Source organism: Streptomyces sp. NPDC058457, from assembly GCF_042720695.1.
Classification (GTDB): Bacteria; Actinomycetota; Actinomycetes; order Streptomycetales; family Streptomycetaceae; genus Streptomyces.
In genome coordinates, this window is record NZ_JBHXLU010000005.1 from 17,407 (window position 1) to 41,265 (window position 23,859).

At 70.8% G+C, this 23,859-nt stretch carries 17 protein-coding genes; 12 read left to right on the top strand and 5 right to left on the bottom strand.

Translation table 11 applies throughout. The features are described 5' to 3' along the window. Positions 1–68 precede the first annotated feature (68 nt). From ACFWPS_RS06080 to ACFWPS_RS06105, 6 genes are all read left to right on the top strand, one after another. Positions 69–1,007, top strand: coding sequence for a DUF6891 domain-containing protein (locus ACFWPS_RS06080; RefSeq protein ID WP_383701535.1), 939 nt, complete (start codon positions 69–71; stop codon positions 1,005–1,007). Between the two features lie 329 nt (positions 1,008–1,336). Further along, positions 1,337–1,918: a winged helix-turn-helix domain-containing protein gene (locus tag ACFWPS_RS06085; RefSeq protein ID WP_383701537.1), complete on the top strand. Its 582-nt coding sequence runs from the start codon at positions 1,337–1,339 to the stop codon at positions 1,916–1,918. Between the two features lie 87 nt (positions 1,919–2,005). Further along, on the top strand, positions 2,006–3,007 hold the full coding sequence (locus tag ACFWPS_RS06090) for an SDR family oxidoreductase (protein ID WP_383701539.1): 1,002 nt from the start codon (positions 2,006–2,008) through the stop codon (positions 3,005–3,007). A 256-nt stretch (positions 3,008–3,263) separates the two neighbouring features. Beyond that, positions 3,264–4,535, top strand: a complete 1,272-nt coding sequence (locus ACFWPS_RS06095) for a sensor histidine kinase (protein WP_383701541.1) — start codon at positions 3,264–3,266, stop codon at positions 4,533–4,535. Further along, positions 4,520–5,170, top strand: a complete 651-nt coding sequence (locus ACFWPS_RS06100) for a LuxR C-terminal-related transcriptional regulator (RefSeq protein WP_383701543.1) — start codon at positions 4,520–4,522, stop codon at positions 5,168–5,170. The genes ACFWPS_RS06095 and ACFWPS_RS06100 overlap by 16 nt, the downstream gene beginning before the upstream one ends. A 173-nt stretch (positions 5,171–5,343) precedes the next feature. Further along, positions 5,344–6,879 (top strand): DUF1996 domain-containing protein, encoded by a 1,536-nt coding sequence (locus tag ACFWPS_RS06105; RefSeq protein WP_383701545.1) that lies wholly within the window; start codon positions 5,344–5,346, stop codon positions 6,877–6,879. A gap of 88 nt (positions 6,880–6,967) precedes the next feature. On the opposite strand, the gene ACFWPS_RS06110 is transcribed toward ACFWPS_RS06105, so the two are convergent. Further along, a complete protein-coding gene (locus ACFWPS_RS06110) occupies positions 6,968–7,375 on the bottom strand; it encodes a hypothetical protein (protein ID WP_383701547.1) in 408 nt (135 codons plus the stop codon). 162 nt (positions 7,376–7,537) lie between these two features. Between ACFWPS_RS06110 and ACFWPS_RS06115 the strand changes: the two genes are divergently transcribed. The 4 genes from ACFWPS_RS06115 (at position 7,538) to ACFWPS_RS06130 (ending at position 12,240) form a co-directional block, all read left to right on the top strand. Continuing rightward, on the top strand, positions 7,538–9,466 hold the full coding sequence (locus tag ACFWPS_RS06115; RefSeq protein ID WP_383701549.1) for a hypothetical protein: 1,929 nt from the start codon (positions 7,538–7,540) through the stop codon (positions 9,464–9,466). A 103-nt stretch (positions 9,467–9,569) separates the two neighbouring features. Next, on the top strand, positions 9,570–10,466 hold the full coding sequence (locus ACFWPS_RS06120) for a metal-dependent hydrolase (protein WP_383701551.1): 897 nt from the start codon (positions 9,570–9,572) through the stop codon (positions 10,464–10,466). Then, complete coding sequence (locus ACFWPS_RS06125; RefSeq protein WP_383701554.1) at positions 10,466–11,494, top strand: PDR/VanB family oxidoreductase; 1,029 nt, start codon at positions 10,466–10,468, stop codon at positions 11,492–11,494. The genes ACFWPS_RS06120 and ACFWPS_RS06125 overlap by 1 nt, the downstream gene beginning before the upstream one ends. Positions 11,495–11,550: 56 nt before the next feature. Further along, positions 11,551–12,240 (top strand): TetR/AcrR family transcriptional regulator, encoded by a 690-nt coding sequence (locus ACFWPS_RS06130; protein ID WP_383701556.1) that lies wholly within the window; start codon positions 11,551–11,553, stop codon positions 12,238–12,240. A 133-nt stretch (positions 12,241–12,373) separates the two neighbouring features. Here the strand turns inward: ACFWPS_RS06130 and ACFWPS_RS06135 are convergent, their stop codons facing one another. The 3 genes from ACFWPS_RS06135 to pulA form a co-directional block, all read right to left on the bottom strand. Next, positions 12,374–12,730 carry an isomerase gene (locus ACFWPS_RS06135; protein WP_383701558.1) on the bottom strand — a complete coding sequence of 119 codons (357 nt, stop codon included), beginning with the start codon at positions 12,728–12,730 and terminating at the stop codon, positions 12,374–12,376. Positions 12,731–12,764: 34 nt separating this feature from the next. Beyond that, the gene (locus tag ACFWPS_RS06140; RefSeq protein WP_383701560.1) at positions 12,765–14,387 is read right to left on the bottom strand and encodes a SpoIIE family protein phosphatase; all 1,623 of its coding nucleotides are present in this window, start codon (positions 14,385–14,387) and stop codon (positions 12,765–12,767) included. Positions 14,388–14,462: 75 nt separating this feature from the next. Further along, positions 14,463–19,895, bottom strand: a complete 5,433-nt coding sequence (pulA, locus tag ACFWPS_RS06145; RefSeq protein WP_383701562.1) for a pullulanase-type alpha-1,6-glucosidase — start codon at positions 19,893–19,895, stop codon at positions 14,463–14,465. Positions 19,896–20,084: 189 nt separating this feature from the next. On the opposite strand from pulA, the gene ACFWPS_RS06150 reads away from it, so the two are divergent. Both ACFWPS_RS06150 and ACFWPS_RS06155 read left to right on the top strand, forming a co-directional pair. Further along, positions 20,085–22,157, top strand: a complete 2,073-nt coding sequence (locus ACFWPS_RS06150) for a carbohydrate-binding module family 20 domain-containing protein (RefSeq protein ID WP_383701564.1) — start codon at positions 20,085–20,087, stop codon at positions 22,155–22,157. Between the two features lie 134 nt (positions 22,158–22,291). Then, positions 22,292–22,921 carry a DUF4232 domain-containing protein gene (locus tag ACFWPS_RS06155; RefSeq protein WP_383701566.1) on the top strand — a complete coding sequence of 210 codons (630 nt, stop codon included), beginning with the start codon at positions 22,292–22,294 and terminating at the stop codon, positions 22,919–22,921. Between the two features lie 83 nt (positions 22,922–23,004). Here the strand turns inward: ACFWPS_RS06155 and ACFWPS_RS06160 are convergent, their stop codons facing one another. Continuing rightward, entirely contained in the window at positions 23,005–23,781 is a 777-nt protein-coding gene (locus ACFWPS_RS06160; RefSeq protein ID WP_383701568.1) for an SDR family NAD(P)-dependent oxidoreductase, read from the bottom strand. Between the last annotated feature and the right edge of the window lie 78 nt (positions 23,782–23,859).

Here is a 23,859-nt window from a genome sequence, read left to right on the forward strand (position 1 = left end):
CAAGGGGCGTCCACCGTCGAGGTGGGCGCCCCTTCGGCGTTGTCAGTGGCGCCTGCCATGGTGGGCACATGGAGATCGACGAAGTGCTCGCCGTCAACGCCTGGACGGAGAGCGGGCAGACGTACGTGGGGAGTTCGCCGGAGGAACTGCGGGAGGCCGTGCGCGGGCTCGGCGCCGCCGGGAACCGCTTCCTGGTCGCGCGGCGCATCCCGGACCTGCCCAGCGTGTTCGCGCAGACATGGCACGAGGAGGGCGGCGACCACCGCCTCGAACACCGGCGCGGCGCGGACGAGTTCTACGGTACGGCCGTCTCGGACCCGGAGCGGGTGGCGGACCTGCTCCTCGGCTGGGCGCGGGAGGACGACGGCTGGGACACGGGGGTCGACTGGGAGCCGGTCGCCCTGCCGCCGCACAGGGACGTGCCCGTGCTCGCGCCCGAGGTGGCGGCCCGCGCCGAGGAACAGGTGCACACGCTGCTCCGCGACGGATACCTGGGCATCGACCGGCTGGTCGAGGAGACCGTGCAGCTGATGGAGGACGGCGGCAAGGACGGCCCGCCGCCGGTCTCCGCCGCCCAGGCGCGGGAGATCGTGGAGCGGCTCTGGACGGAGCGGGTGGCGGAGCAGCGGGCGTGGACCGGGCTCACCGACCCGGACCGGCTGACGCGGGCGTTCGCGGCCCTGGAGCGTGCGGGCATCGTCGCGCGCGAGGACTTCACCTGCTGCCGCTCCTGCGGAATGACCGAGATAGGCGCCGAGGCCGAGGACGCGGGCGGGGCGCGGGGGTTCGTCTTCTTCCACCACCAGGGCACCCGCGGCGCCGCCGAGGGCCACGGCCTCAGCCTCTACTACGGCGGCTTCGACGCCTCAGCCGGCACCACCACGGCCGTCGGCCGCGAGGTGGCCGCCGCGCTCGCCGCCGCGGGGCTGTCCGCGGTGTGGGACGGCAATCCGGACAAGGCGATCGAGCTGACTCCGCTGACCTGGCACAAACGCCTGGTGGGATGAGGCGCGCAACGTCAACGTCATGCCAAGGAAGCGTCCAAGCGGTGAGAGGAGGGTCCTGTTTCCCGGCTGTGTCTGCTTCAATGGGCGCATGGCCAGCTTCCAGAAGTACAGCGCGACAGGTCGCCAGGACCTTGAGCCGTTCTGGCCTTCCCGTCAGCACCACGACTTCGACCGGGTGTGTTGCCGCGCGATGAACGCGCAGGCCCTCTAAAGCCGTACACCCCGGCCTTCGGCCAGCGCGGAACGCAGTACGTCCCCGGCGCGCCCGACCACGAATCGCGGCCGTCGTCCCGACCGACTGACTCCTCGCGCGAAAGAGCTGACGTCTCATGGCGACCACTCGTTCTCTCTCCCCCGCCTCCGCCCTCGCCGCCTCCTCACCCGGCCGCCACCGGCTGCGTGCCGTCGACCGGGACGAGGTCGTGGACATGGCGGACCTGCTGCCGCCGGGCGCCACCTGGCTGCCCGCCCCGCAGCACGCCCTGCCCACCCTGCCGGGCCAGCCGCCGATGATCGGCTACCTGGTGCTGGTCCCGGCGGACCAGCAGCCGCCCTTCCTGCCGGTCGCGGTGCCGGACCCGCAGGAGCCGGCCGTGGAACCGGCCGCGACCGGTGCCCGGCCGCTCGTCACCGTCGACACCGCGGAGCGCACCGCGCAGGTCGACGGGCGTGAACTCGACCTCACCTACCTGGAGTTCGAGCTGCTCGCCCATCTGGTGGCGCATCCGGGCCGGGTGCACACCCGCGACCAGCTGGTCACCACGGTCTGGGGCTACGGCCATGTCGGCGACGGCCGCACGGTCGACGTCCATGTCGCCCGGCTGCGCCGCAAGCTCGGCGCGGAGCACCGCCGGGCGATCCAGACGGTCCGCCGGGTGGGATACAAGTACACCCCGCCGACGGGCCGTTGAAGGACCTCTGAGGGGCCGCCTGCGGGCCGCTCCGCCCTCGGCTGAACCCGGTTCCGTCCGCCGTCCTCCGCGGGCAGGATCAGCGGCATGAGGCTTCTGGTGCTGGGCGGTACGGAGTTCGTGGGGCGGGCCGTCGTCGAGGCGGCGCTCGGGCGCGGCTGGGAGGTGACCGTCTTCCACCGGGGGCGCCACCGGTCCCCGTCCGGGGTGCGGTCGCTGCACGGCGACCGCACCGCACCCGGCGGTCTCGGCGCACTGGCGGACGGCACCGAGTGGGACGCGGTCGTCGACACCTGGTCGGCCGCGCCCCGGGCGGTACAGGAGACGGCACGGCTGCTGCGGGGCCGTGCCGGACGGTATACGTACGTGTCGAGCTGCTCGGTGTACGAGTGGCCGCGCCCGGCCGGGTACACCGAGGAGGCGCCGCTGGTGACGGGAGCCTCGGCCGACGCGGAGGCAACCGAGTACGCGCAGGACAAGCTGGGCGGTGAGCTGGCCGCCCAGGAGTCCTTCGGGGCGGACGGTTCGGTGCTGGTGCGGGCCGGGCTGATCCTCGGGCCGTACGAGAACGTCGGCCGGCTGCCCTGGTGGCTGAACCGGATCGCGCGCGGCGGGCCGGTGCTGGCGCCGGGCCCGTACGACCTGCCCGTGCAGTTCGTGGACGCCCGCGACCTCGCCGAGTGGACCCTCGGGGCGGTCGAGCGGGGGCTGTCCGGGCCGTACAACCTGGTGAGCCCACCGGGGCACACCACGATGGGCGCACTGCTCGAAGCGTGCCGGCGGAGCACCGGCTCGGACGCGGAGCTGCGGTGGACCGATCCGGAGGTGGTCCTCGGCGCCGGGATCGAGCCCTGGGTGCAGTTGCCGGTGTGGGTGCCGCCGGAGAGCGAGTTGCACGACGGTGTCCATGGCCTGGACGTGTCGCGGGCGGTGGCGACGGGGCTGCGGTGCCGGGCGGTGGAGGAGACGGTGGCCGACACGTGGGGGTGGCTGAAGAGCCTCGGCGGTGCGGTGCCGGTGCGGGCGGGCATTGGGGTCGACCCCGATGTCGAGGCGCGGGTGCTCGGCGCTTCGCTGGGGGGACCGTGACCAGTCTGCGGGCCGGTGGGGGCTGGTCGCGCAGTTCCCCGCGCCCCTTTGGGGCGCTGTCCAGCGGCCTCGTCTGAAGCGCCCCGTAAGGGGCGCGGGGCCGTATCCGATATGCGGCTACCGCCGCGTGGGCGCGACCAGCCACGACGGCGCCGCAGTCGACACACGGCATATCGCAGGGTGTATCCAGCACCACCCCCTGACATGGGGCTTCGGGCCAGTGACCCGGTCATGGGAGGTTCGGGAGACTGGTCGCATGACGACGAACACAGACAGCGGGGGCTTCCGCGACCGGGCCCGGGAGACCCTGCTCGCCGCCGTGCGGGGGCTGGTGCTGGCGTTGGTGATTCTGCCGGTCTCGGTGCTCTGCTTCACGCTGGTCGCGGTCTCGGTGGCGCTGATCCCGATCGGGGTCGGGATCGTCACCACCCCGTGGCTCCTCGGCGGTGTGCGGGACGTGGCGGACGTGCGGCGGCGGCTCGCGTACGAGTGGTGCGGGGTGCGGATCCGGTCGGCGTACCGGGCGGTCCCGGCGGACGCCAACCCGTGGGCCAGGACCTTCGGGATGCTGGGCGACCCGCAGGTCGGGCGGGACGTGCTGTGGCTGTTCGTCGACATGACGGCCGGGTTCGTGACCGCGCTGCTGCCGGCGGTGCTGCTGTTCTACCCCGTCGAGGGGTTCGCGGTGGCCGCCGGGCTGTGGCGGGTGCTGACCGTCGACGGCACCTACTGGTACGGCTTCGTGCCGGTCACCAACCAGGCCACCGCGTTCGGCGCCGCGGCCACCGCCGCCGTGCTGCTGGTCGGCGCCTGGTACCTGTGCCCGCGGCTGCTGACCGCCCACTTCCGGCTCACCCGCGCCGTCCTCGACCCCGGGAAGGGTGAACTCGTCGAGCGGGTACGGGTGTTGACGGAGACCCGGAAGGACGCGGTGGACACCTCGGCCGCCGAGCTGCGCCGGATCGAGCGGGACCTGCACGACGGGGCGCAGGCCCGGCTGGTGGCCATGGGGATGGACCTCGGAACGATCGAGACGCTTCTGGACAAGGATCCGGCGAAGGCCAGGCAGCTGCTCGCGCAGACCCGGCAGGCGTCCGTGGAGGCGCTGGGCGAGCTGCGGGACCTGGTCCGGGGCATCCATCCGCCGGTGCTGGCCGAACGCGGGCTCGGGGACGCCGTGCGGGCGCTGGCGCTGCGGCTGCCGGTGCCGACGGAGGTGGCGGTGGAGCTGCCGGGGCGGGCGGACGCGCCGGTGGAGTCGGCTGCGTACTTCGCGGTGAGCGAGGTGCTGACCAACGCGGTCAAGCACTCGGGTGCCGACCGGATCTGGGTGGACCTGCACCACGCCGACGGGATGCTGCGGATCTCGGTCACCGACCACGGCAGGGGCGGTGCGGTGGTCGGCGCCGGGTCGGGGCTCGCCGGGGTGGAGCGGCGGCTGGGTACATTCGACGGCGTCCTGGCCGTCAGCAGTCCCGCGGGCGGTCCCACCATGGTCACCATGGAGATTCCGTGCGCGTTGTCCTAGCCGAAGACCTGTTCCTGCTGCGCGACGGACTGGTCCGGCTGCTGGAGGCCCATGACTTCGAGATCGCGGCCGCGGTCGAGTCCGGCCCCGAACTCGCCCGTGCGCTGGCCGAGTTGGAGCCGGACGTGGCCGTGGTCGACGTACGGCTGCCGCCCACGCACACCGACGAGGGGCTGCAGTGCGCGCTCACGGCGCGGCGGGACCGGCCTGGGCTGCCGGTGCTGGTGCTCTCCCAGCACGTGGAGCAGCTGTACGCGCGGGAGCTGCTGGCCGACGGCAGCGGCGGGGTGGGCTATCTCCTGAAGGACCGGGTGTTCGACGCGGAGCAGTTCGTGGACGCCGTACGGCGGGTCGCGGCGGGCGGTACGGCCATGGACCCTCAGGTGATCCAGCAGCTGCTGTCCCGGCGGGCCGACGACCGGCCGCTGGGGGGCTTGACACCGCGGGAGGCGGAGGTCCTGGAGCTGATGGCGCAGGGCCGGTCGAACGCGGCGATCGCCGGGCAGCTCGTCGTCACGGAACGGGCCATCGCCAAGCACACCTCCAACATCTTCACCAAACTGGGACTTGAGGTGTCGGACGATGACAATCGGCGCGTCCTTGCGGTGCTCGCATACCTTGACCGCGACCGCTAATTTTCCGGAAATTGCCCTGCTCAAACGGCAGTTGTGCCCCAAGTGCGTAACAAATCTCTGATGAATTTGTGAGGCGGCTGAACACCTCTGAGGCGACCTGCGTATGAAAGGACGCCGCTTCACTCCTGTCGGGCGCCTCGATGCCGCCCCGCAAGGAAGGTCTGAGGAGTTCCATGGGACGCAACATACGCAAACGCCGTTCGCCGCTGACCGTCAAGGTCATAGCCGCATCGGCGGCCGTAGCACTCGGCGGGGGCGGGCTGCTCTATGCGCAGATGAACGCTTCGGCTCACGAGTCGAACAACTCGGCGCAGAACTACACCAAAGCCGCCGCCGCCTCCGCGGTCGCGACGATCTCCTGCCCGGACGTCGGCCAGAAGCTGACGAACGTGCCCGCCAACGCCAAGCAGGGGGTGGCGACGGAACTGGCGAACCTCGACAAGCAGATCACCGAGGCCTACGCCAGGCTCGCCTCCACCCGCCAGGCGCAGGCGAACGACGCCAACTTCGTGCAGAACGCGATCGTCGGCCCCCTGAAGGAGAAGCGGGCGGCCACGATCAACCGGATCAGGCTCGACATCACGCGGGTCGGTGGCACCTTCGACAACTCGCTGTCGCAGCTTGCCGCCTGCACCACGCAGTCCGCCAACCAGACCACCGCCGGGCAGGGCAACAACAACGGTGGTCAGAACAACAACGGCGGCCAGAACAACAACAACGGCGGCCAGGCCAGCGCCGCCCCGAGCGCCAGCGCCAGCGCCCCGGCCAACATCGGCGGGCAGGCCGGCAACGGCCCGGTAGCGGCCGACTTCGTGGACATCACCAAGGTCGCGGCGAACGTCCTGGCCAAGCCGCAGAAGAGCGGCCAGGCCTCGACCGGTACCTTCACCACCCGTTGTGGCACGAACCAGAACAAGAACCACAACACCGACAACGTCATCGTGGCACCGGGCGTGACCAACGGCGCGCACCACCTGCACGACTACGTCGGCAACCAGAAGGTCAACGCGTTCGCCACCAACGACTCGATGCTGGCGGCGCCGAGCTCCTGCCAGAACCAGAGCGACCTGTCGTCGTACTACTGGCCGGTCGTGCGTGTCCAGGACGGCTCGCAGGACTTCGACCAGAACGCGGACGGCGGTGGCAAGGAAGGCAACGTCGGCAAGATCCTGACGCCGGTCCAGGCGCAGATCAAGTACGTCGGCAGCCCGGCCAGCAAGGTCGTCGCGATGCCGCAGTTCCTGCGCATCATCACCGGTGACGCCAAGACCACCACCAACGGTCTGGCCAACGCCAACGCGCACTGGAGCTGCACCGGCTTCGAGAACAAGGTCCAGCTGACGACGCAGTACCCGATCTGCCCGCAGGGCAGCAACGTGGTCCGGACGTTCGCCTTCCAGAGCTGCTGGGACGGCGTCAACATCGACAGCGCCAACCACCGTACGCACGTGGCCTTCGCGGACCCGGCGAGCGGTGTCTGCGGGAACGGCTTCAAGGCGATCCCGCAGCTGACGATGCGCCTGGTCTACAAGATCACGCCCCCCACCCTCCAGGCGGACGGCACGGTGAAGAACGCCTACGCGGTGGACGGCTTCCCGGAGCAGCTGCACAAGCCGTCGACCGACCACGACGACTTCATCAGCATCACCAAGAACAACCTGGCGGCGACGATCGCCAACTGCATCAACACCGGCCGCAAGTGCCAGTGAGCAGTAGCTAGCCGGTAACACGAAGCGGGCGGTGGGAATCTCCCACCGCCCGCTTTCGTATGTGCCGTGAACCTCAGCCGGGCGGACCTCAGCTGGTGTGCTTGCTGTGGTCGGTGCCGATCTCCTCCTCGCCGCCCAGCGTGGTCTGGAGCGACTTGACCAGCTTGTCGGTGCCGACGGCGACCCACTTGCGGCCGACGAGGTAGAAACCGCCGTAGTCCTTGGCGTCGTTGATCCACTCGCGCTGGCCGCGGTCGGTGGCGAAGGTGGCGAAGACGAACTTGCCGGCGGAGACCTTGCAGATCGCCTGGCGGACCTCGTCGGAGTCGATCTGCATGTCGGGGGTGCACTTCACCTTGGCGGCCAGGCTCTCCAGACTGCCGGTCGCGGTGACCGGGATACTCGCTTCCGCCTTGCCGTCTCCGGATCCACAGCCCGCCAGCGCCAGGGCGGCCACGGCGCCCGCCGCGGCGAGCATCGGTCGGGTCAACCTCATCTGTTCCTCCGGTCGCGTTGCCGGCCCCCGGTGCCTTCAGGGGCCCGTCCCCTTCGATACGGCTGCGGGCCGCGAAGCACTCACATCGGCTCACATCGTGCGGACAACGCAGTGTCACCCGTGTGGCGGTGACCAACCAACGGGTCGCTCGTTCTTCAGGACGTGCAGTCACAGGATGTAGCCCAGCGTCACGCAGCCGCCTCCGCCGGAGCCCCGCATCCGGCCGTCGATGTCGAGCAGGCCGAGGCCGCGCTCGTCGAGCACTACCCCCGGCTGGTCCGGCTCGCCTACCTGGTGCTGCCGCCGGGGCTCGCGCGCGGCCGCCGCGTCCTGACCGCGCACTCCCTGGTCCAGCGGGCCCTGCCCCGGGGCCGCAGGCAGGTCCCGGTGATCCCGGCCCAGGCGAACGGGCGGCAGACCGACCCCGGGTACTCGCTGGTCCGGCTCGAAGTGGTGCGTACGGCACTGGAGGCGGGCCGGCCGCTCCGGCTCACCGCGTGGCCCAAGCGCGCCCAGTTGCCGCCGCTGCTCCCCCAGGTGTGGGGCCTCAGGCTCTTCCCGCGTTCCGGCGGCGCCGACGAACTCGCCCTGGACCAGCGGCTCGCCGGACTCTCCGGCCCGGCCCGCGCCGCCTACGCGCTGCGCGGCCTCGAACAGCTCCCCGACGGCGACGTCCGCAAGATCCTGCGGGCGGTCGGCGTCGAGCACCCCGAGGGCGCGCTCGCCGAGGCGAACGGCGTCCCGGCCGAGTACCCGCTGCTCGACTCCCCCGAGTTCGACCCCTGTTCCCTGCAGGCCCGGCCCACCGACCTGATGCGCCGCCGCCAGCACACCAAGGCCGCACTCGCCGCCGCTGCCGCCCTCGCGGTGTGCGGGGCGCTGGTCGCGCTGCCGGGCGGCGGCTGGGGCGCCGACGGCGCGGCCGCCCCGGTGTACGCGCAGAACCCGGCCGCCCAGGCCGCCCTGGACCCGGCCCAGCTGACGAAGGTCCCGGCCACCGCCTGGCAGACCGCCGCGCGTACCGACTTCTCGGTCTGGCCGGCCCGCGGTGCCCTCACCGGCGACACCGCGCTGCTGCGCCGCGCCCTCGCCGTCTGGGCCCGCCCCGGCGACACCGTCCGCGTCTCGGCGACCCCCGGCACCCAGACCGGCGGCCCGTCAGGACCGCCCCAGCTGCTGTACGCGGGCCTGGTCGACAGCGCCCGGGTGGTGGTCTTCTACGACGGTCTGCGCATCGCCCGCTACGCCGAACCGAAGGACGGCACCGAGGGCGCCGCCCTGGACTTCGCCCGGGTCGACGGCGCGACCGGCGCGGAGGCCAGCGCCCTGGTCCTTGGCCGCGCCGACGGCAACGTCCGCTATCTGACCGCCCCCTGGGTGACCAAGGCGGCCGAGCGGGACCTGATGAAGCCGACCGCGGGGGCGATGGACCTCGGGCTGGCCGACGGGGTGACCGGACCGCTGGCCAGCTCCGCGCTGCAGCAGGGGGCGTGCACGTCCTGGAACGTGCTCCAGCTGACCGACGCGCAGGGGGTGCACCTCGCGACCGACCTGGGCGAACTGGTGCCGGCCAGGCTCACCGCCGGGCGGCCCGGCGACACCGGCGAGGCCTCGGGTGCGGCGGCGCTGCGCGACTGGGCGCCGTTCGCCTGCTCGCTGGCCGCGGAGCGGTCGGCCGGGGTGCGCAGTGTCAACGCGTGGGCGTTCGCCGAGCAGCAGCTGCCGGAGGCCGCCGGCACCGGGTCGTGGGTGTGCACGCGTGCCGAGACCTGGCGGGGCGACGGGACCGTGTCGCTGGCCCAGTTCCGGACGCCGGGCAGCCAGTACGGGGCGGTCGCGGCCAAGGGGGCCGATGTGACGGCCTGTGGTCCGCGCGATCCGCAGGTGCTGGCCGGGGTGTTGTGGAAGTCCGGGGGCGGCCAGTGGTACCTGCTGGCCGCGGGCAGCCGCGACACCGCGTCGATCCGGGCGACCGGCGGGGTCACGGCGTCGGCGCAGGGGACGCAGCTGGTGGCCAGGGCGAAGCAGGGGGCGCAGGCCGAGCTGGAGGGGACGCTGGAGGACGGCAGCGAGGTCAGCGGATTGCGGTGAGTACGGCACCCCAGTCCTGCTCACCCCACTCTTGCTGACGTTCACGTAAACAAGGTCCGCCGGAGGTCTTCTCAGGTCACCTACCCGTCAGTACATTGACGCCATGTCCAACAAGCAGCCGCAGCCGGTGCAGTCCGAGCACATCGCGCTCAAGGCCCGCAACGTGTCCTTCGCCTGGGAGGACACCCCCCTGCACTGGGTGCCCGGCGATCCCTTCGCCACGCACACCATCAACGTGCTGCACATGCTGCTGCCCGCCGGCGAGCGGTGGTTCGTGCACGTCTACAAGCAGGTGCTGCCCCTCATCCGCGACGAGCGGCTGCGCGCGGACGTCATCGGATTCATCGGGCAGGAGGCGATGCACTCCCAGGCCCATGACGAGGTGCTGCCCCACCTCAGGGAACAGGGTCTGGACCCGACGCCGTACACCGCTCAGGTCGACTGGTTCTTCGAGAAGCTGCTCGGCGACCGGACCCTGCCGCCCGGGAGAGCCAGGCGCTGGTGGCTCCTTGAACGGGTCGCGCTGATCGCGGCCATCGAGCACTACACCGCGTTCCTCGGCGACTGGGTGCTCAACGCCGAGGAGCTGGACCGGCGCGGCGCCGATCCGATGATGCTGGACCTGCTGCGCTGGCACGGCGCCGAGGAGGTCGAGCACCGGTCGGTCGCCTTCGACCTGTTCCTGCACCTCGACGGCAGCTACCGGCGCCGGGTGCGGACCTGGGCGACGGCGTTCACGGCGATCGTGTTCCTGTGGCAGCGCGGCGCCCGCTTCTTCATGGCGAACGACCCGACGCTCGTCGAGGGCCGGGCCCGGCTCCGGGACTTCCATCTCGCCGGCCGGCGCGGCACGCTCCCCGCCACCGGCGACCTGCTGAGGTCGATCCCGACGTACCTGAGCCGCGGCTACCACCCCTCCCAGGAGGGCTCCACCGCCCAGGCGGTCGCCTATCTGACCTCCTCCCCCGCCGCGCTGGCCGCCGAGAAGGAGGGTGCGTGATGCCGAGACTGCGGACCGTCGTCGCGGTCGCGGGTGCCGCGCTGCTCGTGAAGCGGGCCCTGCGCCGCCGTATCGAGGCCTCCCCGCTGTGGCCGCTGCCGGCCCTGGATCCGCCGACCTCCGGGCGGCCGCGCTCCCGGGCACTGCGGCTCCTTGTCGCCTCGCACCGGACGATCGCCGACGGGGTCGTACAGCTGCGCCTGGAGGGTGAGCGGTTGCCCGGCTGGGAACCGGGTGCCCATCTCGACGTGGTCCTGCCGTCCGGACTGGTCCGGCAGTACTCGCTCTGCGGGGACCCGGCCGACACCTCGTCGTACACGATCGCCACCCGGCTGGTCGCGGACGGGCGGGGCGGTTCGCGGGAGGTCCACGAGCAGATCGTGGCGGGCATGGAACTGGAGGTGCGCGGGCCGCGCAACCGTTTCCCGCTGGTCGAGGCCGGGTCCTACGTGTTCGTGGCCGGGGGCATCGGGATCACGCCGGTCCTGTCGATGGTGCGGGCGGTGCCGGACGGGGTGGCATGGCAGCTGCTGTACTGCGGGCGGACCCGCGGGTCCATGCCGTTCCTGGAGGAGTTCGCCGGGGACGACCGGGTCACGGTCGTCGCGGAGGACGAGGACGGGCGTCCCGACCTCGACGCGCTGACCGTCCCGGAGGGCGCGGCGGTGTACTGCTGCGGTCCGGAGGGGCTGATGGCGGCGGTGGAGGAGCGGTTCCCGGCGGTCCGGCTCGAACGTTTCGCGCCGCGCACCGAGATCGGCGGCAACCACGCCTTCGAGCTGGAACTCCGGCGCAGCGGACGGACGCTGACGGTCCCGGCCGACTCGACGGTGCTGGCCGCGGTAAGGGCGGAGCTGCCCGACACCCCGTACTCCTGTGCCCAGGGATTCTGCGGGACCTGTCAACAGCGGGTGCTGGAAGGGGAAGTGGAACACCGGGACGAGCTGCTCACCGACACGGAGCGTGCCGACTCGATGCTCATCTGTGTATCACGGGCGCGAAGCGGGAGACTTGTGCTGGATCTGTGAACGCCCCTGAAGGGTCGGGTCCGTGGGAGGCCGGATCCGATCGGTAAGGTGTTCGCATGACAATCGGGGTACGTCGCAGGATGGGAGTCGAGGAGCGGCGGCAGCAGTTGATCGGCGTCGCCCTCGAACTGTTCAGCCGTCGCTCGCCCGACGAGGTCTCCATCGACGAGATAGCCTCGGCCGCAGGCATCTCGCGACCGCTTGTCTACCACTACTTCCCCGGCAAACTCAGCCTGTACGAGGCCGCGTTGAAGCGTGCCTCGGAGGACCTCGCGGCCCGCTTCACCGAACCGCACGAGGGCCCGCTCGGGGCCCGGCTGCTGCGTGTGATGCGCCGCTTCTTCGACTTCGTCGACGAACACGGGCCCGGCTTCGCCGCGTTGATGCGCGGCGGCCCGGCGGTCGGCTCCTCGGCGACCAACGCGCTCATCGACTCCGTACGGCAGGTCGCCTACGAGCAGATCCTCGCGCACCTCGACATCACCGAGGCACCGGCCCGCCTCGAACTGGTCATCCGCTCCTGGATCTCGCTCGCCGAGTCGACGGCACTGATCTGGCTGGACGGGCGGCGCATTCCGCGCGGCGAGCTGGAGGTGCAGCTCGTCCACGACTTCGCGGCGCTGACGGCGGTGAGTGCGGCGTACGACGAGGAGATGACGGCGCTGGTGAAGCGGATGGTCCAGGACGAGCCGACCGACGGCCCGTTCGCCGACCTGGCCGCTCGGCTGATCGCCCTGGCGGGCTAGCCCCCGCTTACCGGCCGTCGGGCGGCTGCGGCCGCCCCTTACGGGGCGCTGCCGAACCGTGCCCCAAAGGGGCGCGGGGAACTGCGCGACCAGCCACGACGGCGCCGCAGCCGAACAACCGGCAGAAGCAGACCTAGCCCTCGTACTTCCGGTACGACGGGTCCAGGTCCCGTACTTCGGCGGAGGCGTGCAGGACGAAGCCGTCCGGCTCCAGGTGCTCGCGCAGCAGCTCCAGGGTCGTCTCGGTCAGTTTCGTCTTGGTCTCGTCGGTGCGGCCGGCCAGCAGGCCGAAGGTGACGTGCACGATGACATGCCAGCCGTCCTCGTCGTAGCCGAAGGCCGAGTAGTCCGCGGCGCGGAAGAGTGTCTTGCAGGCCTCGGGCTTGGCCGCCGCGATCTCGACGACGGCGCTGTGCAGGGCCTTGGCGAAACCCTCCCGGTCGAAGGCGGGGCCCGCCGTGGCGGTGTAGTCGACGGTGATCTGCGGCATGAGCACTCCTGTTCTACGGCGACTGGGGTCCAGCCTAGTTCGCCAGGCTCAGCGCCAGCAGGGCGACGTCGTCCTCGCGGTCCCGGCCGAAGCAGGCGAGGAGGGTGTCGCACAGGGCCTCCAGGCCGGGCAGGGCGCCGCCGGCGGCGGCCCGGAGGTGTTCCATCGAGACCGCGAGGTCGGTGCCGCGGGTCTCGATCAGGCCGTCGGTGACCATGAGGAGCCGGTCGGTGGGTTCGAGGACCAGCTCGGTGGGCGGCGGGTGCGGCAGGCCCACCCCGAGCAGCGGACCGGACGCCTTGACGTACTCCGCGCTGCCGTCGTCACCGAGTATCAGCGGTGGGATGTGGCCCGCGTTGGCGACGCGGGTGCGCCCGGTCGCCGGGTCGATCAGGGCCAGGCAGACGGTGGCCGTGACGTCGGCGTGGTAGTGCTGGAGCAGCCGGTCGAGACGGTCGGCGAGGGCGGCCGGGTCGCTCTCGGTGAGGCAGTAGGCGCGCAGCGCGTGCCGGAGTTCGACCATGACGGTGGCCGCGTCCAGCGAGTGCCCCACGACGTCCCCCACCGCGGTGAGCACCTCGTCGCCGACCCGCAGCGCGGCATAGAAGTCGCCGCCGATCTCGGTCTCCTGGGAGGCGGGTTCGTAGCGCACCGCTATGTCGACGCCCGGCAGCTCCGGCAGCTGGTGCGGACGGGGCAGGAAGCTGTGCTGGAGGGTGAGCGCGACATGCCGCTCCACCTGGTACATGAGCAGGGGCTCGGCGGCGAGCGCGGTGGCCTGGGCCAGCTGGGCCAGCAGCGCCTCGTTCTCGGGATCGACCCTGCGCTGCCCGCGGGTGGGGGTGGCCAGGCACACCGGCACCTTGCCGTCCTGGGTGAGGACCAGCGTCAGCCGGGCGTCGTGCTGCACTCCGGGCCGGAAGAACCCGGTGGGCCACAGCGGCGCCGGCACGGTGGTGATCCGGACCCCGGACTGCCCCCGGGTGAGCCGCCGGAGCAGACCGGCCACGTCCCGGTGGGCGCCCTCGTCCGGCAGGGCGAGCGAGGTGCGCTCCCGGCACAGGCCGCGGTACAGCTCGTCGTCCCGGTCGAGGACGAAGACGGCGGCGGGGCAGCCGAGGAGGCGTGCGGCGCCGTCCGCGGCGGCGTCGGCCAGTTCGTGCAGGGAGCGTGCCGCCTGGATGGTGACGATCGTCTCCGACAGCAGTTTCAGCCGTCGTACCAGTGCCTGGTCGTCGGCGCGCAGCCGGGCGGCGCGCACCGCGGCCCGGACCGCCGCCTCGATCTCCTCCGGCTCGGCGGGCACCGTCAGATACGCCTCGGCCCCCGTGTCAAGGCCCGGACAGCGGTCCGCCGGGGCGACGCGCAGGGCCGAGAAGTGCACCACGGGCAGGCCGGCCATGTGCGGCCGCTGCCTGAGCCGGCGGCACAGCTCGAAGCCGCTCATGTCCGGCAGGTGCACGTCGACGAGGGCCACGTCGGGCAGGGTGCCCTTGCGCAGCCGCACGTCGAGTTCGCCGAGCGCCTGCCGGCCGTCGGCGACCGCGACGACCTGGTGACCGGCCCGGCGCAGCACGGTACCCATCGCGTACCGGCTCGCGGGCTCGTCGTCCACGACCAGCACGGTCGTGTCTGTCAGCTTGCCGTTGACGTCCATGCTCCCAGCCCCTGGACTGCACCGGTGGGGCAGGCCCGATGCCGGGCGGCCTGCCCCACCACGGTAAGGCCACTCTCACCTGGTCCGGGAGAACACCGCCACCGTGCGCCCCGGAACGGTGAACGTACCCGTTTCCCGCTCGTACGAAGCGGACTTGACGACGGAGTCCGCGCCCGACGCCTGCACCGGGTGCAGCCGGTAGCCGGTTCCGGCCAGGGTGCCCACCCGCTGCTCCTGCGACTCCGGGCTCGCGTTGAACACGACGACCAGGTCACCCAGTTCCATGGTGATCACCCCGGGCGTCTCGTCCTTGCCGGAGAGCGGGAAGGAGAGCTTCGACTGCACCTGCGCGGCCGTGCCCAGCGAGAACGTCTTGTCGGTCGTCCGGATCCGCAGCAGGTCCTGGTAGGCGGCCGAGGCCCCGTCGATCTGCGGGCACCCGACCTTCACCGAGGTCAGCAGCGGCTTGGCGTACGACCACTTGGACTGGTTGTCGGCGGCCGTCGGCAGCCCGCGGCCGAAGCCGTTGCCGTCGGCGCAGTTCCAGTGGATGGCGTTGAACCAGTCACCGCTGTCGAAGGAGTTGCGGTCCAGGGACTTGGAGCGCAGCAGGTCGGTGCCGGCCTGGGAGAGCGACGGCCCCTGGGAGAGGGCGGCCGTGGCCATCGCGAGGACCTGCATCCTGGCCCGGTCGGACGCGGAGGTGCCGGACGGCAGTTTGTACGTCAGCGCGTCGAACAGCGACTCGTTGTCGTGCGCGTCGACATAGGCGAGGGCGTCGCCGGGCGCGTCGGCGTATCCGGCGGGCGAGCCGTTGTAGTCGATCTCTGCTCCGGAGACCTCCTTGCCGTCGGTGTCGGTGAACCGGTACTTGGCGAGGTTGCCGGTCAGCCCGACCTTGATCAGGTCCTGGTAGTGCAGCAGCCGGGCCTTCTGCTCGGCCGGAGTGCCGTTGGCGGTGGAGGAGTTGGGGTCGGTGTAGAGGCCGGACGCGAAGCCCTGGATGCCGGGGTCGTCGTCGAAGGGGCTGCCGCCGCGTACGGCGTCCCGGGCGCGGTCGGAGAAGGTGGCGATGCCGGTGCCGGCCATGTTGGCCTGGGTGGCCTGGACGAAGCGGGCGTCGTCGGCGACCTCTCCGAAGTTCCAGCCCTCCCCGTACAGGATGATCTTCTTGCCGTCGACGCCGTCCTTCTTCGGGGTCAGCGCGTCCAGGGCCTTGCGGACCGCCAGGATGTTGGCCTTCGGGTGGTGGCCCATCAGGTCGAAGCGGAACCCGTCGACCTTGTACTCCTTCGCCCAGGTGACGATCGAGTCCACCACCAGCTTGCCCATCATGGCGTTCTCGGGCGCGGTGTTGGCGCAGCAGGTGCTGTTGGCGACGCTGCCGTCGGCGAGCAGCCGCTGGTAGTAGCCGGGGACGATCCGGTCGAGGACGCTGGTGTCCGCCTGGCCGCCGGCCGCCGTGTGGTTGTAGACGACGTCCATGACGACCCGCAGCCCGTCGCCGTTGAGCGACTTGACCATCTTCCGGAACTGGACGGTACGCGCGGTGCCGTCCGGGTCGGTGGCGTACGACCCCTCGGGGACCGTGAAGTGGTACGGGTCGTAACCCCAGTTGTAGGCGTCCTTCGCGGCGACCGCCGAGACGCACTCCTGCTGCTTCTCCGAGTCGGCCGCGTAGGAGGCCAGGTCGCAGCCGGTGCTCGCCTGGTCGGCCTTCTTCTCGGGCACGGTGGCGAAGTCGAAGGCCGGGAGCAGGTGGACGTACGAGGTACCGGACTTCGCGAGGGACTTGAGGTGCTTGGAGCCGTCGCTGTTCTTGTCGGTGAAGGCGAGGTAGGTGCCCCGGTCCGCGGCCGGGACCGTGGAGTCGGCCACCGAGAAGTCGCGGACGTGCAGCTCCTGGATCTGGGCGTCCTTCATCGGTACGGCCTTGGGCTTGGTGTAGGTCGACCAGCCGCCCGGGGCAAGGGACTTGTCGTCCAGGTCGACGACGAGGCTGCGCTCGGAGTCGGCGGTGAGGGCGACCGAGTAGGGGTCGGTGACCTTGTTGGTGACGACCTTCCGGACGCTGGGCGCCCAGACCTTCACGACGTACCGGTAGGGCTTGTTCTTCCAGGACTCGGGGCCGGTGACGGACCAGACGCCGGTGGCGGGGGCGCGGTGCATGGCCACGGTGGAACCGTCGAGTTCGAGGGCGACGGACTGCGCGGTCGGGGCCCAGACGGCGAGGGTCGGCTTTCCGTGGTGGAAGACCGGGCCGAGGTCCGCCGTCCTGGCCTTGGCGTACACGTCGTCGAGCACGCCCGCGATCTGCACGCCGGTCGCGGCCAGCACCGCCCCTCCCCCAGAGCCGAAAGCCTGGGAGGTGCCCCCAGCGGCCCGCTGGGAGGCGACGAGCTGTCCGCCGAGCGCCTCGCGCACCCGGTCCCGGTCGCGCGGGTCGACCGACCAGGCCGTGTAGTCCTTCAGGTACGGGAACTCGGCCTTCTGGGCGTCGGTGAGGGTGGTCTTCGTCAGCCGCAGCCACCGCTCGTCGTCGCTCGTCAGCGTCCCGTCCTTGACGGCGATCGAACCGTCGTGGGAGTAGACCAGCTGAGTGGAGACCGCGCCGTCGGCGCCGTCCCAGGCGACCGTGTTCCGGTCGATCCAGACCGCCTTGGAGGTGGACAGGTCGAGCGCGGCCGCGCTGCCTGCGGGCTGCGGGAGCAGGTGCTTCTCCTGGCCGTTCAGCAGCCACACCTCGTAGCCGTCGGACTTGAGGTCGAGGGACTGGTCGGCGGTGAGGTCCTTCTCGTCGCCGTTGTGGATGATGTAGCTGAGGCTGGTGGCACCGTCGGTGAGCGGTACCTCGAAGACCGCGCCATAGGCGTCGGTCTTCACCGGCTTCAGGGGGTTCGACCAGTCGGTGGGGTTCGCGGCGCCCGTCCAGACGTGCAGTCCCCAGCCGTCGTAGTTCCCTCCCCCAGAGCCTTCGGCCTGGGAGGTGCCCCCAGCGCGGTGGTAGTGGATGACCGCCTTGGTGGTGTCCTGGGCGGGATAGTCGGCGGTCGGTCTCTCGGTGAGTACGTCCGTCTTGCCCTGCTCGACCCAGACCTCGCCCGTCTTGGTGACGTCGATGGAGCGGTCGGCGGAGACGTCCTTGTCGCCGTCCTTGTCGACGACGAGGAAGCCGATGTTCGTGGCGCCGGGCTTCAGCTTGACGTAGGCGAAGGCGCCGTACGCGTCACGGCCGGTGAAGGGGTGGCCGGCGGGCCAGGTGGTCGCCTCGCCGTCGGCGAGGTCGCCCCAGGCGTACAGGCCCCAGTTGTCGTAGTCGCCGTCGGTGCGCTTGTAGTGGACGACCGCGTAGTCACGGGAGGAGGCGGTGGGGACCTCGGCGGCGGGCGGGGTGCCGCTGGTGCTCGCGGCCAGGGCACCGGAGGTGCGCCCGGCGGAGTCGACGACGACGGCCTTGTAGCGCAGGGCGGTACCGGCCGGGACGTCCTTGGCGAGGGTCTGGGTGACCTTGTAGGGGGCGTGGTCGGCGGAGCCGAGGGTGGTCCACCTGCCGTTGCCGACCTGGGCGGCGAAGACGACGCGGTTCAGCTGCCCGCCGGTGACGTTCGCGGTGAGGTCGACGGTGCCGGTGGCGCCGGTGGCCGGGGCGGTGAGGGTCAGGACGGGTGCGGTCGTGGGCTTGGCGAGGGGGCCGGTGGCCTTGTACACGACGGCGGATCCGGCCGGGACGGTGACGGTGAGCCGCGAGGAGCCGTCGGACGTGACGGTGCCGTCCGTGCCGTAGAGCGCGCGGTAGCCCATGCCGGCGGAGCCGGTGGCGAAGTTCGCGGTCTGTGCCGTGCCGGCGTTGTTGAAGGCGACCACGTACTCCTGGCCGGTCCGGGCGTCCGTCCGGGTGAACGCGTAGATGCCGGCGCCGTCGGCCGCGTAGCGCTCGGTCTGGACGCCGTCGGCGAGGGCGGGGTCGGCTGCGCGCAGCTTGGAGAGAGCACTGATCTGCTTGTAGAGCGGCGCACTGGTGTCGTAGGAGTCGTCGGCGGCGGTGCGGTCGGTGCCGATCTCGTCGTCGTCCAGGTAGTCGGCGACCTTCGACGCGAACATCGTCTGCCGGGCGTCCTTGTCCCCGCCGGACCCGGTGAAGCCCTGCTCGTCGCCGTAGTAGACGACCGGGTTGCCCCGGCTGAGGAACATCACCTCGTTGGCGAGCCTGTCCTTGGCCAGCAGTTCGGCGTCCGTCGCCTTCGGGTTGTCCTGCTCCAGGAAGTACCCGATCCGGCCCATGTCGTGGTTGCCGAGGAAGGTGACCTGCTCGTAGGCGTTCGCCTTGTCGGTCGTGTACTTGTAGTCGTCGCCGAAGACGCTCGACAGCTTCTGTGCGCTGCCGCCCTGGGAGGCGTAGGAGCGGGCCGCGTCCTGGAAGGGGAAGTCGAGGGTCGCGTCGAGGCGACCCTGGGTGACGTACGGGGAGGTGACGGACGTGTCGGCGGAGTACGTCTCGCCGAACATGAAGAAGTTCTTACGGCCGTGCCGGGCCGCGTACTTGTCCAGCGCGGTCGCCCACTGGGTCCAGAACTCCATGTTCACGTTCTTGACGGTGTCGATCCGGAAGCCGTCGATGGCGAAGTCCTTCACCCACCGCTCGTAGATCTTCTCCATGCCGCTGACGACCTCGGGCCGCTCGGTCCACAGGTCGTCCAGGCCGGAGAAGTCGCCGTAGGTCGCGGACTCGCCGGCGAACGTCGAGTCGCCCCGGTTGTGGTACATCGTCGGGTCGTTGAGCCACGACGGCACCTTGCTGTCGCTCGTCACCGTCGGCGTGCGCGGGAAGGAGGCGGTGTCCACCGAGGGGAACTTCCTGCCGCCTGCCGCGTAGTCCGCGTCGTCGAAGGGCTGCCCGTCCTTGGTCAGGTAGGGGAAGGCACCTTTGGAGAGGTAGTCGTACGACTTCTCCTCATAGTCGACGACGTCGGCGGTGTGGTTCGTGATGACGTCGAAGAAGACCTTCATCCCCTTGGCGTGCGCCTTGGAGATGAGGGTCGCCAGGTCCTTGTTGGTCCCGAAGTGCGGGTCGACCTGGGTGAAGTCGGTGATCCAGTAACCGTGGTAGCCGGCCGAGGCGTTGCTCCCCGTCCCCTGTACGGGCTTGTTCTTGAAGATCGGCGCCATCCAGATGGCGGTGGTGCCGAGCCCCTTGATGTAGTCGAGCCGGTTGGTCAGCCCCTTGAGGTCGCCGCCCTGGTAGAAGCCCTTGTCGGTGGGGTCGTAACCGGTGCTGAGCCGGGATCCGGTCAGGCCGCCCTTGTCGTTGCTCGTGTCGCCGTTGGCGAAACGGTCCGGCATGACGAAGTAGAACTGCTCCCGGGTGTCGTCGTGCCGGGCGGGCGCGGCGGCGAGCTTCGCGTCGGAGGGCGGGGCGGGCGGGGCGGCGGCATGTGCGGCGAGGGGCTGCACGAGCGCGGCGGCGAGGGCGGCGACGGCGACGGCCGCGACCCGTCTGACATGTATCACCGGTGTGAACTCCTAGCGATAGCGGCTCTCTTGGGTCCGACCCCGCGCGACCGTACCGCTCACGAAAGCTTTACAGCAAGAGGCTTGAAACTCACAGCAAGAACTTTCACGAGGCGTATTGACGCGATGTCTCAACTGCCGCACGCTCACGGGTTGTTGAAACCTGCCCCTCTCGCTTCGGAGCCGCACATGACCAGACACCGACCCCCGGGTGCCTTCCGGCGCACGGCCGGCGCAGTCGCCGCGGGCGCCCTGGCGCTCGCGGGTGTGATCGCCCTGCCGGCCACCTCCGCGCAGGCCGACACCACCGCCAAGGGCGATGTGATCGCCAATCTCTGGGAATGGAACTGGAACTCGGTCGCGTCCGAGTGCACCGACATCCTCGGCCCGGCCGGTTACGGCGCGGTGCAGGTCGCCCCGCCCTCCGAGTCCCTCAAGCAGTCCAGCTACTACTGGTGGGACGTCTACCAGCCGTACTCGTACACCCTGAACAGCCGCTTCGGGACGGCGACACAGTTCGCGTCGATGATCTCCGCCTGCCACGCGGCAGGAGTGAAGGTCTACACGGACGCGGTCATCAACCACACGGCCGCACAGACCGGCACGGGCTACGACGGCACCACCCTCACCAACAAGTACGACACCCCGGACTGGGATCCGAGCGACTACCACACCTCCGCCGACTGCCCCACCTCCGACCTGACCATCCAGGACTACTCGAATCTCACCCAGGTCCAGAACTGCGAGCTGCTGGGCCTGCCCGACCTCAAGACCGGCGCCGACAACGTCCGTTCGGGCCTCGCGGCCTTCCTCAACAAGCAGATCGCGCTCGGCGTCGACGGCTTCCGGGTGGACTCGGCCAAGCACATCCCGGCCACCGACATGGCGGCCATCGTCGCCAAGCTGAACACCACGACGTCCGGCGCGGCGCCGTACGTCTTCGACGAGGTCTACCCGGGCTCCACCCCGCAGCCCAGCGACTACTACGGCTCCGGTGACGTCCTGGACTTCACCTACGCGAGCAAGATGAAGTCGGCGTTCCAGGGCAATGTCTCGGACCTGGCGTCGCTGTCCTCGTCCGGCATCCTGCCCGCCGCCAACTCCGTGTCCTTCGTGACCAACCACGACACCGAGCGCAACGGCCTGCACATGAGCTACAAGGACGGCGACAGCTACAAGCTCGCCAACCTCTTCGAGCTCGCCTACAAGTGGTCGACGCCGACGATCTACTCCAGCTGGCAGTGGACCCAGAGCGACCAGGCGCCGCCGAACTCCGCGGGCTTCGTCACCGACACCAACTGCTCCAGCGGCTGGAACTGCCTCGACCGCGACACCGCCGTCGTCGGCATGGTCGCCTGGCACAACGCGACCGGCAGCGCCGCCGTCTCCGACTGGTCGACCAAGTCGTCCTCCGTCATCGGCTTCGGCCGCAGCGGCGCCGGCTTCTTCGCCGTCAACAACGGCTCGTCGTCGGCCACCTACACCTTCGCGACGGGCATGGCCGACGGCACGTACTCCGACGTCATCGACGGCGGCGCCACCACGGTCACCGTCTCCGGCGGCAACGCGAGCATCACGATCCCCGCGAAGGACGCCGTCGCCTTCTACAACTCCTCCTACACCTGCACGGTCGGCTGCGACGACGGCGGCAGCGGCGGTGGCTCCACCTCCACGGTGACCGCGACCTTCAACGAGTACGCGTCCACCACGACCGGCACCAACGTCTACGTCGTCGGCTCCGTCGACGCCCTGGGCTCCTGGGACACCTCGAAGGCGATCCAGCTCTCGTCCACCGGATACCCGGTCTGGTCGGGCGCGGTGAACGTGCCGATCAACACGTCCTTCACGTACAAATACATAAAGAAGGACAGTTCGGGCAACGTGACCTGGGAGTCCAACGCCAACAGGTCGGCCACGAGCGCAACTTCGGCGGTCTCCCTCAACAACTCCTGGAACGTGGCGAACGCCGACGCCACCGACGTGACCTTCAACGAGTACGCCACGACCGACTGGGGCACCAACGTCTACGTCGTCGGCTCCATCGCCTCCCTCGGCTCCTGGAACACCGGCGACGCGATCCCGCTGTCGTCGGAGTCGTACCCGACGTGGAGCAGGCTGGCGATCGTCCCGAAGAGCACCGCCTTCACCTACAAGTACATAAAGAAGGACAGCTCAGGGACCGTGACGTGGGAGTCGGGCACCAACCGCTCCTACACGACGGGGACCTCCTCCGGCTACACGACGAGCGACACCTGGAAGTAGGCCCGGAAAGATTCCGCGGCCCGGCGCGAACAAATCCGCGGTGTCGTGCATCGAACCTCGTGTACAGCACCAGAGGACGGCACGGGGCGCACACCGCGCCCCGTGCCGCAGGACACGAGTGGAGCGCCGTCGCCGTGAACGAAGACCTGAACACCTACAGCACCGACACCTCCGGCACCTCCGACCTGGGTGCCGCCGAGTCCGCGGGCAGGCACCGCGCACGTCGTGGGTTCAGCCGCGCCAAGGTCGCCGGGGCCGCGGCCGCCCTGGCCGGTCTGGGCCTGGTCTGGGCGGGCACCGCCAATGCCGCGACGCCGAGCGCCGCCAGGGCGACGCCGACCTGCTCCGCCGCCGCGCTCAAGGCCACCTTCGGCCGGCAGCTCGCCGGTGGCATGAACCACGAGGGTGTCGTCATCACGCTGCGCAACCTCAGCGGAAAGACCTGTGCGCTGCGCGGCTACCCCGGCCTGGGCCTGGAGAACTCCGCGCACAAGGCGATCAAGACCCACACGCACTGGGGCAACACCTGGTACGCCAAGGACCCGGGCAAGAAGACCATCGTCCTCAAGGACGGCCAGAGCGCCGAGGCCGTCGTCGCCTGGACTCACGCCAACACCGGCACCTCGGGTGCGGTGCACGCCTCCTACCTGGAGATCACGCCGCCCGCCTCGACCAAGCACAAGACGCTGGCGTTCCACCAGTGGGTCGACCACGCCGACCTCTCCGTCACCGCGCTGGCCAGGCACATCAACGTCAGCGACTGAGACGCCGGGGCCGGGCAGTCTGCCGACTGCGGCGCCGTCGTGGCTGGTCGCGCAGTTCCCCGCGCCCCTTCGGGGCGCTCCGCTCAAGCCCGCGCCCCGCCGTCCACGCGCAGTACCGTGCCCGTCACATAGGAAGCACGGTCGCTGAGCAGCCAGGCGGCGGCCTCGGCGATCTCCTCGGGGTCGGCCGTGCGGCCCAGCGGGGTCGTGGACCTCATGCGGTCGATGACGCCGGGAGTGGCCTCCTCCCAGGCGCGGACCATCTCGGTGAGCGTGCCGCCGGGGGCGATGGCGTTGACGCGGATGCCCTCGGGGCCGTAGGTGACGGCGGCCGACTCGGTGAGGCTGTTGACCGCGCGTTTCAGGGCGCCGTAGACCGGCAGGACGGGGTTGGCGCCCAGGCTGCCGACGGACGAGTTGTTGACGACGGCACCGGTGCCGGCGGTGGCCCGGATGGCGTGGACCTCTGCGGTCATGGCGAGCCAGACGCTCTTGAGGTTGACGTCGGTGATGTGGTCGAAGTCGGCCTCGGGGAGTTCGTCCATGGGGCCGGGGTGCTGGATCGTGGCACCGTTGTTGAAGGCGATGTCCAGGCGGCCGTAGACCTCCACCGTGCGGTCCACGGCCGCGCGGACGCTCGCCGCGTCGGCCAGGTCGCAGACCGTGTAGTCCGCGGTGCCACCGGCCGCGCGGACCTCCTCGGTCACCGTCTTGAGCTGGTCCTCCGTGCGGGCCGCCAGCAGGACCCGGGCGCCCTCGCGGGCGAAGAGCCGGGCAGCCGCCGCGCCGATCCCGCGCCCGGCTCCGCTGATGAAGGCCACCTTGCCGGCCAGAAGGCCTGTGTTCACTGTGTTGTCCATGGCTTCGAGCCTGCGGCCGGGCGCGGGGTCCATCCAGGCACCGGCGGTACCTGGATGGGGTCGGGCGCCCGGCGCACA

What these genes read in the sequence shown, in the direction of transcription:
- ACFWPS_RS06120 (WP_383701551.1), top strand. Translation starts at nt 9,570, where the DNA reads ATGTCCAACAAGCAGCCGCAGCCGGTGCAGTCCGAGCACATCGCGCTC.
- ACFWPS_RS06090 (WP_383701539.1), top strand. Translation starts at nt 2,006, where the DNA reads ATGAGGCTTCTGGTGCTGGGCGGTACGGAGTTCGTGGGGCGGGCCGTC.
- ACFWPS_RS06135 (WP_383701558.1), bottom strand. Translation starts at nt 12,730, where the DNA reads ATGCCGCAGATCACCGTCGACTACACCGCCACGGCGGGCCCCGCCTTC.
- ACFWPS_RS06085 (WP_383701537.1), top strand. Translation starts at nt 1,337, where the DNA reads ATGGCGACCACTCGTTCTCTCTCCCCCGCCTCCGCCCTCGCCGCCTCC.
- ACFWPS_RS06095 (WP_383701541.1), top strand. Translation starts at nt 3,264, where the DNA reads ATGACGACGAACACAGACAGCGGGGGCTTCCGCGACCGGGCCCGGGAG.
- ACFWPS_RS06150 (WP_383701564.1), top strand. Translation starts at nt 20,085, where the DNA reads ATGACCAGACACCGACCCCCGGGTGCCTTCCGGCGCACGGCCGGCGCA.
- ACFWPS_RS06105 (WP_383701545.1), top strand. Translation starts at nt 5,344, where the DNA reads ATGGGACGCAACATACGCAAACGCCGTTCGCCGCTGACCGTCAAGGTC.
- ACFWPS_RS06080 (WP_383701535.1), top strand. Translation starts at nt 69, where the DNA reads ATGGAGATCGACGAAGTGCTCGCCGTCAACGCCTGGACGGAGAGCGGG.
- ACFWPS_RS06160 (WP_383701568.1), bottom strand. Translation starts at nt 23,781, where the DNA reads ATGGACAACACAGTGAACACAGGCCTTCTGGCCGGCAAGGTGGCCTTC.
- ACFWPS_RS06125 (WP_383701554.1), top strand. Translation starts at nt 10,466, where the DNA reads ATGCCGAGACTGCGGACCGTCGTCGCGGTCGCGGGTGCCGCGCTGCTC.
- ACFWPS_RS06110 (WP_383701547.1), bottom strand. Translation starts at nt 7,375, where the DNA reads ATGAGGTTGACCCGACCGATGCTCGCCGCGGCGGGCGCCGTGGCCGCC.
- ACFWPS_RS06140 (WP_383701560.1), bottom strand. Translation starts at nt 14,387, where the DNA reads ATGGACGTCAACGGCAAGCTGACAGACACGACCGTGCTGGTCGTGGAC.
- ACFWPS_RS06130 (WP_383701556.1), top strand. Translation starts at nt 11,551, where the DNA reads ATGACAATCGGGGTACGTCGCAGGATGGGAGTCGAGGAGCGGCGGCAG.